General features: G+C 39.1%; 9 protein-coding genes. 6 read left to right on the top strand and 3 right to left on the bottom strand.

Annotation, left to right across the window (positions count from 1 at the left end):
• Positions 1 to 125 precede the first annotated feature (125 nt).
• Positions 126 to 1,121, top strand: coding sequence for a DUF2804 domain-containing protein (locus KPC_RS14255; protein WP_121975025.1), 996 nt, complete (start codon positions 126 to 128; stop codon positions 1,119 to 1,121).
• A gap of 20 nt (positions 1,122 to 1,141) precedes the next feature.
• Here the strand turns inward: KPC_RS14255 and KPC_RS14250 are convergent, their stop codons facing one another.
• Both KPC_RS14250 and KPC_RS14245 read right to left on the bottom strand, forming a co-directional pair.
• Complete coding sequence (locus KPC_RS14250) at positions 1,142 to 2,017, bottom strand: metal-dependent hydrolase (RefSeq protein ID WP_121975024.1); 876 nt, start codon at positions 2,015 to 2,017, stop codon at positions 1,142 to 1,144.
• A gap of 525 nt (positions 2,018 to 2,542) precedes the next feature.
• Positions 2,543 to 3,418: a metal-dependent hydrolase gene (locus KPC_RS14245; protein WP_121975023.1), complete on the bottom strand. Its 876-nt coding sequence runs from the start codon at positions 3,416 to 3,418 to the stop codon at positions 2,543 to 2,545.
• Between the two features lie 133 nt (positions 3,419 to 3,551).
• Between KPC_RS14245 and KPC_RS14240 the strand changes: the two genes are divergently transcribed.
• From KPC_RS14240 to KPC_RS14220, 5 genes are all read left to right on the top strand, one after another.
• Positions 3,552 to 4,598, top strand: coding sequence for an AraC family transcriptional regulator (locus KPC_RS14240; RefSeq protein WP_121975022.1), 1,047 nt, complete (start codon positions 3,552 to 3,554; stop codon positions 4,596 to 4,598).
• A gap of 414 nt (positions 4,599 to 5,012) precedes the next feature.
• Positions 5,013 to 5,816, top strand: coding sequence for a tryptophan synthase subunit alpha (gene trpA / locus KPC_RS14235; protein ID WP_121975021.1), 804 nt, complete (start codon positions 5,013 to 5,015; stop codon positions 5,814 to 5,816).
• Positions 5,813 to 6,709, top strand: a complete 897-nt coding sequence (gene accD, locus KPC_RS14230; protein WP_121975020.1) for an acetyl-CoA carboxylase, carboxyltransferase subunit beta — start codon at positions 5,813 to 5,815, stop codon at positions 6,707 to 6,709. The genes trpA and accD overlap by 4 nt, the downstream gene beginning before the upstream one ends.
• Positions 6,706 to 7,992, top strand: coding sequence for a bifunctional tetrahydrofolate synthase/dihydrofolate synthase (folC, locus tag KPC_RS14225; RefSeq protein ID WP_121975019.1), 1,287 nt, complete (start codon positions 6,706 to 6,708; stop codon positions 7,990 to 7,992). The genes accD and folC overlap by 4 nt, the downstream gene beginning before the upstream one ends.
• A complete protein-coding gene (locus KPC_RS14220; protein ID WP_121975018.1) occupies positions 7,983 to 8,957 on the top strand; it encodes an SPOR domain-containing protein in 975 nt (324 codons plus the stop codon). The genes folC and KPC_RS14220 overlap by 10 nt, the downstream gene beginning before the upstream one ends.
• Before the next feature lie 7 nt (positions 8,958 to 8,964).
• Here KPC_RS14220 and KPC_RS14215 read toward each other — a convergent pair whose 3' ends face one another.
• Positions 8,965 to 9,567 carry a dual specificity protein phosphatase family protein gene (locus KPC_RS14215; RefSeq protein WP_121975017.1) on the bottom strand — a complete coding sequence of 201 codons (603 nt, stop codon included), beginning with the start codon at positions 9,565 to 9,567 and terminating at the stop codon, positions 8,965 to 8,967.
• Positions 9,568 to 9,825: the final 258 nt, after the last annotated feature.

The raw sequence follows: 9,825 nt of genomic DNA, 5'->3' as shown, positions 1-9,825 counted from the left end.
TAATCATATAAATAACCGATTTGAAATAATATTATACTCTTGAGATAAGTTGATTTGCTAAATCAAAAAAATGCATAATATTTATCAAAAATGAGTTCCCAATAAAATCGGATCGGGATATAGAAATGGATTTGATTCAAATCAATGGTCAACCTCGCTATGGGCGTTTTACGCATATACCGACTTCTATCAATATCGATAAATATATCTATCAGACACCATATGGAAAAGAACTAAAAGGTTGGCGCAAGCGATTAAAATATAAAAAGTTTAAATTTTGCTGTATTCAGCATGAACATTTTACAATTGGGGTTGCAATTGCTGATATTTCATGGGCTGGTCATGCTTTTATTTATATTTATGATCATGCAACAGGGCAGGTCATGGAATGGAATGCCAATACATTTTTAGGGCATCATACTGTTGTAGATGAACAACCTCTATATAATCAAAGCTATTTTTCCAAATCACCTTTTTATATTGAAATGCAACATGCCAATGGCGTGCGTTATATACGTGTCACCAAATATGGCGAAGAAAAATTAAAGGCACGAATCTTCTGTGCTGGTACTGAACCGCTTAGCTTGTGCAGTCCCAATGGTATTAATGGCTGGACGTATACCCAGAAAAAAAATACATTGACCGTTGAAGGTTTTTTTGTAGATAAGCAAAAAAAACAGATCCAGTTTAATGAGAGAACTTTGGCATCACTGGATGATACCTGTGGTTTTTTGCGTCCTGAAACGGCATGGTTTTGGCTTTCCAGTAGTTTTTGGGATAATGAAGGCAATCGCATAGGTTTGAATCTGGCTTCTGGAGTGAATGAAAGCTTTGGAAATGAGAACTGTCTATGGATCAATGGAACCTTATTTGAAGTTTCAGATGTGCTTTTTGAAAAGGTTGATGAACGGCACTGGTCGATCCGTTCACTGGATGAAAAACTCAACCTGACAGTAGAAACTGGTTGGCGACGTTATGAAAATTTAAATCTGCGTTTAGTCGGAAGTCAGTTTAGTCAATGGCAGTCTAGGATAAGTGGAACCATTCAGTCGGGGAAAGGTAATGTTATTTATCTAAATCAAGAATATGGACTACTCGAACAGCATTATGCCAAATGGTAAATGCTGTTACGCGTTTATATTCAGATTGCTGCTTGCCAAAAAGCTTCACCTGCCAGAATGGGATCTCCAGTCTTGGCTAAAGTTTCAACCCATGTTGGGTATTGTTGAATGACAGCATGTTGGCTTGGATGAAAATCAGCCTTGTACCAATCCAGATATTCATTTTTAATTTTGCTTAATACACCATTTTTTCCGACTAACCACGGTAAACCTCTTCGAGCCAGTTGGTAACGTTGTTTCAGGCTAAAACCATCTGCTTTAAGCAATCCATTGGTTCGTTGCATGGTGAAATAAAACATCAAAACCGAAACTGCAATCAGGGCAACATAGCGGGTTTTAGCAGGTGTTTTGGCGATGTTAATCATGACATCATATGCAACATCACGATGTTCCATTTCCTCAATCGAATGCCATGCAAATAAAGCTCGAATATAGGGATGAGCTTCAGCCATTGTGGCTTTTTCATTAAAGAAAGTATTTGCCATCAATGCAGTCAAATGTTCACATGCAGCTGTGATGGCGATGTTAAACGAGGACGGATGGCGCTTGAGAGCATGAGCAAAGCGTTTATTCACATCTTTAATAAATTTATCCACAGGCATGCCTTGGTCACGCAAAATGTTATTCATTTTGTCATGGGCAATCCCATGCTGAGCTTCCTGCATGATGAAATCTGCTACTCGTTTATCTAAATCCAGGTCCTGAATCTGGTCGCGAAAAAGACGGACACATTGAATGAAATAACGTTCTCCATCAGGAAAAGTTAGACTCAAAGCATCAAACAGACGTGTGCGAAATGGGTCGCCTGCAAACCAGAAACGCGGGATTTCATCTAATTTAAAGTTAAGATCTTTACGTACTGTGGGTGGAATTTGATTATGGACTATTGCATTCATTTTACTATTCAAAATAGCCAGAATAGCTTTGATTATTGCAAATCAATATTGAAAATGATTTATCCGCATATGCCATTTTTCGATAATTTCTGATTGTTTTGGCTAGGGGGTATTGCGAATCCCAATATAACCTGTGTTCGATATAAAACTCTTAATGAAACATGATACCCGGAAACGTCACCAGCAACTGTTTGAGGCAGGGTTCCTTTTATAATGTATTGTTTCTGCGCCTTATTGAATATGTTGCTGGTGGCTGACGAGTTTTGCGGTAAGGAGCAACGCTCCGCAAGATGGTTTCCTTGCGAAGCTTCGCTTCCCATTTTGCTGAAACAAAAGTATGGCGAGCTGCGGGCTGATCCAAAAACCGGATGAAAACTCAGTAAGACTCAGCTAAGATCATTGCTTTTCAACAAGTTAAAGAGGTGGTTGCGTCGAACTCACGTTAATATATTTCATAAATATTTAAAAAAACAGCATAAGCCCAAATTGGAATTATGCTGAGCTAAAAAAGTAATTTTCTAAAAATTATAATCCAGCTGCCCAAAAAGCTTCACCTGCTGCAATTGGATCATTGTTTTTTGCCATGCTATCAACCCAAACTTGGTATTGGCGAATTATTGCATGCTGACTTGGGTGAAAGTCTTTTTTGAACCAGTCCATATACTGCGATTTCATACGTGAAAGCACTCCTTTTTTGCCAAAAAACCAAGGTAGTCCTTTACGCACAAGTTGTAGACGTTCAAGAGGGCTAAAACCATCATGTTTTAACATGATATTTGTTCTATATAGTGTTAAAGCAAACATAAGGAATGTCGTATAGGCGAGTGCAAACTTTCGGGTAGATTCTGGAACTTCACCAACCTGTTTCATTACGTCAAAAGCCACATCCCGATGTTCCATTTCCTCAATTGCATGCCAGGCAAAGAGTGCGCGGACATATGGATCGACATCAAGCAGAGTTTCTTTATGACTATAAAATGTTTCTGCCATAAGTGCTGTCAGATGCTCGGCAGCGGCTGTCATGGCAATATTGTATTGTGCTGAGCGTTGCTTAAGGTCTTTTTCAAAATGTTTGCTGAGAAAATTGATAAATTGGTCTACAGGCATGCCTTGTTCTTTCATCAGATTATTCATTTTATCGTGTGCAATACCATGCTGAGCTTCCTGTTTAATGAAGTCAGTCACTTTATTCTGTAATTCCACGTCAGTAATCTTATCGCGGAACATACGTACACTTTGGATAAAATAACGCTCACCCATAGGGAAGGTCAGACTTAGGGCATCAAACATCCGTGTTTTAAAAGGGTCACCACCAAACCAGAAACGAGGGGCTTGTTCAATTTTGAAATCCAGATTGCTACGTACGACTGGATCAACCTGATATTTAACGAGTGCATTCATATTATTTTACTAGCGATCACTGTTGATGAGTTTCAGTATGACGGGCTTTTTCAACTTTGTTTTGACAGTTGTTGCCATTTTTTATACATTTTACGACAAATGACAATGCTTCATTTCAAAATGAGTACCTGCCATGCCAACAGAATTACAGATTGCAAATGGATATTTTCAGCTTTGGAATGCTTATTTAAAACAACAGAATATTGACTGGCTAAATCTGGATTTAACATCAGAGCAAAACATTGCTTTGTCAAATATCTTATCTGAACCAATGGATAAGTTGTCTCCCTATTCCTTTTTTATGGAATTGATTGAACTGACCAGAAATAAAATTGATTGTCCAGATTTAGCCTTTGCTATGGCGAAATGCATTAGCCCTGCAAATTTTGGTTTATTAGGTTATATGGCATCACGTAGTGAAAATTTGGCTCAGGCTTTGGAATATGTCGTACGCTTTAGCCGTTTAGTCATTGATGGCGATCATATTACACCAATGAAATATCAGCGAGACGGTAAGATTATCCGCATGTATTGTTCATTAGGACATGAAAAGTTTATCTTTTTGCATGAGGTCACTCTGGCTGCGATGCTACATCTTGCTCGTGCTTTCGTGTCAGCAGAACAGACATTTCCACTTTTTAGAATGAGTTTTGTAAATAAACCATTGGTAGCATTGAAATATTATCAGGATTTTTACCAGTGTGAATTATATTTTGAACAGCCCGAATATGAAGTGGTGTTTTCAAATGATGTTTTAGATTTGAAACCAGAACAGGCAGATCCAAATCTGATTCAACTTTTGGTTAAACAGGCTGAAGATACCATGCAACAACGTTCACAGCAGTCTATTTTGCCAGAACAGTTACATTTTATTATTGCTGAATATTTAAGGTTAAGACAACAAGCACCGAAAATAGAAGATATTGCCCAAGAACTAAATATGTCATCTCGTACTTTACAACGTCAGTTGAGCCAATTTGACACTTCATTCAAGCGGATTCTGGAAATCGAAAGAATGCAAAGATGCGAATCGTTATTGAAACAAGGAATGGGGCTGACAGATATTGCTTTAGAACTGGGGTATTCCGATCAATCAGCATTGGCTCGCGCCTATAAGGCCGCTTCAGGTCAGACCTTATTGCAGAAAAAACAGACTTTAATAGCTAATGAAATAAAATGAAGTACTGCATAGCTTTAATCGGTTCTAAAAAATTAGCTTGGTTACGCACAGGTTAATCAAGTAGATATCTCACATAAATTGGGAGCGTGAAATTGCTGAGGAATGAGCTTTTGCAAGGCATCGAGTTTACATTTTATGATTACAAACGATTTATTATTAATGGGTTAAGGTAATAAGAAAATAAATTATCAACAAATTGAGTATTTTGAAAAAGCTGAAAATTAGGAAGCTTTGATCATTGCCGTTTGAAACAAAATATTGATTAATGTAGCACTTGGGTTGTAGATGAAATATAAGATGCATTTCGCGTCTTGAACGCTCTATCCAATGGATAAAAAATAGCGTTACAATGCATGCACTTGTATTTAGATGCAACAACTCCTCAATTTTACAATTCAAGGAAAGCACAACCCTATGTCTCGTTTAGCCACTCGTTTTGCACAGCTTAAATCAGAAAAGCGTAAAGCTTTGGTTTCTTATGTCATGGCGGGTGATCCACAGCCACAGGTAACAGTACCTTTGTTACATCAAATGGTTGAGGCAGGTGTGGATGTGATTGAGCTTGGATTACCATTTTCCGATCCGATGGCAGATGGTCCTGTTATTGCTTTAGCCGCTGAGCGTGCTTTGGCTGCAGGAACAAATACCCTGGATGCGTTGAATATGGTCAAAGAATTTCGCAAAAATGATCAAGACACACCAGTGGTACTGATGGGGTATTTGAACCCTGTAGAAGTCATTGGTTATGAGCGTTTTGTATCTATTGCGAAAGAGTGCGGTGTAGATGGTATCTTGCTTGTGGATTTACCACCAGAAGAAGCTAGAGATCTGGATGTTATATTGAAAAAATATGATATTGACCAGATTTTTTTACTTGCACCGACTTCTACCGATCAACGTATTCAGCATGTAGTTAATCAGGCAAGCGGCTTTATTTACTACGTATCACTCAAAGGGGTTACTGGTGCAGCTACGCTTGACACTTCGGAAGCTGCTCAGCGTATTCAGAAAATCAAATCTGTAACAGATATTCCTGTAGGTGTGGGTTTTGGTATTAGTGATGCTGCCTCTGCAAAAGCAATGGGCAATGTTGCAGATGCTGTGATCGTCGGAAGTGCTTTTGTAAAACCTTTTGCAAACGTAGCACCAGAACAAGCCGTGGAACAAGCGGTGAATAAAGTCAAGGAGCTTCGAGCTGCGCTCGATGAGTTAGTATGAATCAAGAAGTGAAATCAGGGAAAATCCTTAGCCCATCGACACCGTGGACAGATCGCCCTGTACCGAGTATCCATGTGCCAGATGCAAAAGAAACGATCAAGGCAACATTTACCGAGCCAACGATCGAATGTCCTGAATGTCATGCATTAGTGACACGTACAGCAATGTCTTTCAATGCTTATGTCTGTCCTCAATGTGACGAACATTTGCGTATGAAAGCTCGTGATCGTCTGAACTGGTTCTTTGATCAGGTTAAAACTGAGCTAGGTCAAGAATTTCATGCTAAAGACCCTTTACACTTTGTCGATAGCAAACCTTATCCTGAACGCATGAAAGAAGCACAGGATAAAACAGGTGAAACTGAAGCATTGGTCGTCATGCAAGGTCTGGTTAAAGATATTCCTATGGTGGCATGTGCTTTTGAATTTGATTTTATGGGTGGCTCGATGGGAACAGTCGTGGGAGACCGTTTCGTTCAGGCTGCTGAAAAAGCCATTGCTGATAAACAGCCATTGATTTGTTTTGCTGCTTCTGGTGGTGCGCGTATGCAAGAAGGCATGTTGTCTTTAATGCAAATGGCACGTACTTCTGCTGCAATTCAAAAAATGAAAGATGCCCATTTACCTTATATCGTAGTATTAACCCATCCAGTATACGGTGGTGTAACTGCTTCACTTGCGATGCTTGGTGATGTTCATATTGCTGAACCTAAAGCCATGATTGGCTTTGCGGGTAAACGCGTAATTGAACAAACAGTCCGTGAAAAGCTGGAAGAACCGTTTCAACGTGCAGAATTCCTGCTTGATCATGGTGTAGTCGATCAAATTGTCCATCGCCATGCATTACGTGATACTGTATATCGTATTGTAGCTAAATTGATGAATTTACCTTGAGCAATACAGCACCATTAAATACTGATGATTTACAAACATGGCTCGATTATTGGAGCCATGTTCACGTTACAGGGATTGATTTAGGTTTGGAGCGGGTCATTCCTGTTGCAGAATATTTGGGTGTAACTACACCAAATGCTAAAGTACTTACAGTTGCTGGCACAAATGGCAAAGGTTCAACAACAACAACACTTGCAGCCATTTTAAATGCACAAGGCTATAACGTTGGACTGTATCAGTCGCCGCATATTTATCGTTTTAATGAGCGTGTCAAACTGGCTGGGGTTGAGGTCGATGACCAAACTTTGATTGATGCATTTGTATCTGTAGATCAGGCACGTCGTGCATGTGATCTTAGTCTTTCTTTTTTTGAAGCAACCACACTGGCTGCTTTTGTCATTTTTAAACAACATAATTGTGATGTCTGGGTGCTTGAAGTCGGTCTGGGCGGAAGATTGGATGTGGTTAATGTGATTGACCCCGATGTTGCAGTTATTACTAATATTGGATTAGATCATACGGACTGGTTGGGCGATAGCATCGAAAAAATTGCATTTGAAAAAGCAGGTATTATCCGGCCAGATATTCCAGTGATATTTGGTGGTTTACAGGCGTTGCCAGAAGCAATTAAACATAAAGCAGAAGTTTGTAATGCCAGACTTTATGCTGTCAATCGGGACTATTTTTATCAATATGCTGAAGATGGACAGAGTTGGGACTTTGCTTCATCAGGAACAACATTAAAATTTCCTGTCGGTACTCTGGCGCTTGAAAATCTTGCTACTGCTGTTGCTACAATTTTAGTGAGCGGTTTAAACGTTTCTCAGGCCTCTATTGCACAAGGAATAAAAAATGCTAAGCTGCAAGGGCGTTTTGAGGTTCGTCAAATTGCTGATAAAACCGTAATTTTTGATGCGGGACATAATCCGCATGGTGTTGAATTTTTGTTAAATCAATTGCGAAAATTTCTAGAATACAATAAACAGTACACAGAAATTGTGGCAGTATTTTCAATGCTAGGTGATAAAGATATTCAATCTGTGGTTAACCTCTTGAAAGATACTGTTTTAATGTGGAAAATTGCTCCACTGAGTGTTGCACGTGCTGCCACAGTTGAACAGTTAACTTCAGCAATGGATGGATTAAATGTTCAGCAGTTTTCAAATATACAAGCAGCCTTTCAATCAGCGCTTGAAGTCACAAAAAATAATCAGCTGATTTTGGTGTGCGGTTCGTTTCATACCTTAGAAGCGGTCTGGGAGAATTTAGAAGAATGTCAATGAATAACAAACAACGCTGGATGGGCGGTGTTGTTTTATTAGGTGGTGGTGTTTTATTAGCGGCATTACTTCTAAAAGGCAACGAAGAAATACACCAGAAACAATCAGTTGAACATACAGCTGAAGATGTTCAACAAAATCAATCTGGAGCTCAGCCTTCTTTGACTGTTGATGTTGCAACTGAAAAACGTCTGCTTGAAGAACAAAAACGTGCACGTGAAAAAGCAGTTGCAGAGCAAGAAGCAAAAGCAGCAGAATTTCTACGTTTGCAGCAACAGGCAGAAGCAGCTGCTGCACAAAAAGCGGCGGAAGAATATGCAGCGCGTAATGCCAGAAGACTGGCTGCTCAAGAAAGTTCAGATAATATTCCACCAGCAGATTTAACTGCTAAATCTAAACAAGATGAAAATAAAGCAAATACTCAATCAGCAAAGGTCACAGATGCTGAAAAGAAGTTAGCTGAGCAGCAAAAGCAACGTCAAGCTCAAGCAGAAGCAGATAAGAAAGCTGCAGAAGCAAAACGCAAGGCTGAAGAAGCCAAGAAAAAGGCTGATGCTCAAGCGAAAGCTCAGGCCCAAGCGGAAGAGGAACGTAAGCAGGCAGCAGCTAAGAAAAAAGCTGAGGCTGATCGAAAAGCCGAAGCAGAAAAAAAGCAAAAAGCTGAGGAAGCCAGGAAAAAAGCTGAAGCTGAAAAAGCACGTGATTTACTTGAAAATGGTGATAAACAATGGATGGTTCAGGTGGCATTGGCTGCTAACCAGGCCAATGCCGATGCAGTTGCATCGAAGTTGCGGGCAAAAGGCTACAAAGTTACGAAAAGTCCAACCTCTAAAGGTATTCGTATCATGGTTGGACCATCAAAAGATCGTGCTGCTGCAGATGCTACACGGAAGAAAATTACCTCAGATGAAAGTTTGGGGATGAAGTCAGCATGGGTTATTGATTGGGTGCCTCTGGATCAAAGATAATACTGCTTCATATTGGCTTTATAGATGGATTCGAGAGTTGCTCCCGAATCCATTTTACATTTTCAGGGCTAAAAATAGCATCTATGTTTGACCAGATGCTATGAAATCCATATCCTCCATGCTTCATTTCTTTAACCGCTTCTTCGATTGTCCAGTTTTGAAAAATAATACGGTACATTGCAATACTTGCACCAGTTCGGTCTGAACCATGATAACAATGAATTAAAACCTTTTTATTTTGCTTCTTTGCAATCTGGATATGCTGCATTATGGATAAGAGATCATCACGATCAATCGCCCATGTCCGAATAGGAATATGGACTGTCTGGATTTCAGGATAGTCCTGTAATAACTTTTTATCTCGATCACGTGTTCTTAAATTAATTACAACGCCAATTTGTTTTTGTTGAATATGGGGGAGTAATACAAAAGATGGTTGCTCACTTCTAAATAAATCTTGATCTATTTGGTAAAAATTGTTGGATAGTGAAATTGGATTGCCCCAGTTTTGGGGACGTTGATCATGAGTTAAAGCTGTTGTGGTCATACAGGCACAAAGAGATAAACTGAGACTCGTGGCTGCTAAAATAGTAACGAATTGCTTTTTCATCTGGTTTTTTCTAAAGATTAATTAAAGTTAAAACAGTTGTTCAACAAGATCAATGAGAGTGTTGATCGATGTCATATATGTAAGGCACTAAATTTTATTGTTTAAAAAACAACTGCTACAAGAGTAATATGCCCTAACATTGTCAATATAGCCAATTACTTTTCTGTAGTATAAAGGAAAAATCTTTTAAATCGTTTAATTAGGTGACTTGTTATCTATAAGATATGAATATAGAACGTGTTATAAATCATATTAAAA

The organism is Acinetobacter stercoris, from assembly GCF_900323515.1.
Classification (GTDB): domain Bacteria; phylum Pseudomonadota; class Gammaproteobacteria; order Pseudomonadales; family Moraxellaceae; genus Acinetobacter; species Acinetobacter stercoris.
This window is presented reverse-complemented; position numbering and strand designations above follow the sequence as displayed.

Bases quoted from the DNA above. Each gene is read 5' to 3' on its own strand.
- trpA (WP_121975021.1), top strand. From the start codon at position 5,013: ATGTCTCGTTTAGCCACTCGTTTTGCACAGCTTAAATCAGAAAAGCGT.
- accD (WP_121975020.1), top strand. From the start codon at position 5,813: ATGAATCAAGAAGTGAAATCAGGGAAAATCCTTAGCCCATCGACACCG.
- KPC_RS14245 (WP_121975023.1), bottom strand. From the start codon at position 3,418: ATGAATGCACTCGTTAAATATCAGGTTGATCCAGTCGTACGTAGCAAT.
- KPC_RS14240 (WP_121975022.1), top strand. From the start codon at position 3,552: ATGCCAACAGAATTACAGATTGCAAATGGATATTTTCAGCTTTGGAAT.
- KPC_RS14250 (WP_121975024.1), bottom strand. From the start codon at position 2,017: ATGAATGCAATAGTCCATAATCAAATTCCACCCACAGTACGTAAAGAT.
- KPC_RS14215 (WP_121975017.1), bottom strand. From the start codon at position 9,567: ATGAAAAAGCAATTCGTTACTATTTTAGCAGCCACGAGTCTCAGTTTA.
- KPC_RS14220 (WP_121975018.1), top strand. From the start codon at position 7,983: ATGTCAATGAATAACAAACAACGCTGGATGGGCGGTGTTGTTTTATTA.
- KPC_RS14255 (WP_121975025.1), top strand. From the start codon at position 126: ATGGATTTGATTCAAATCAATGGTCAACCTCGCTATGGGCGTTTTACG.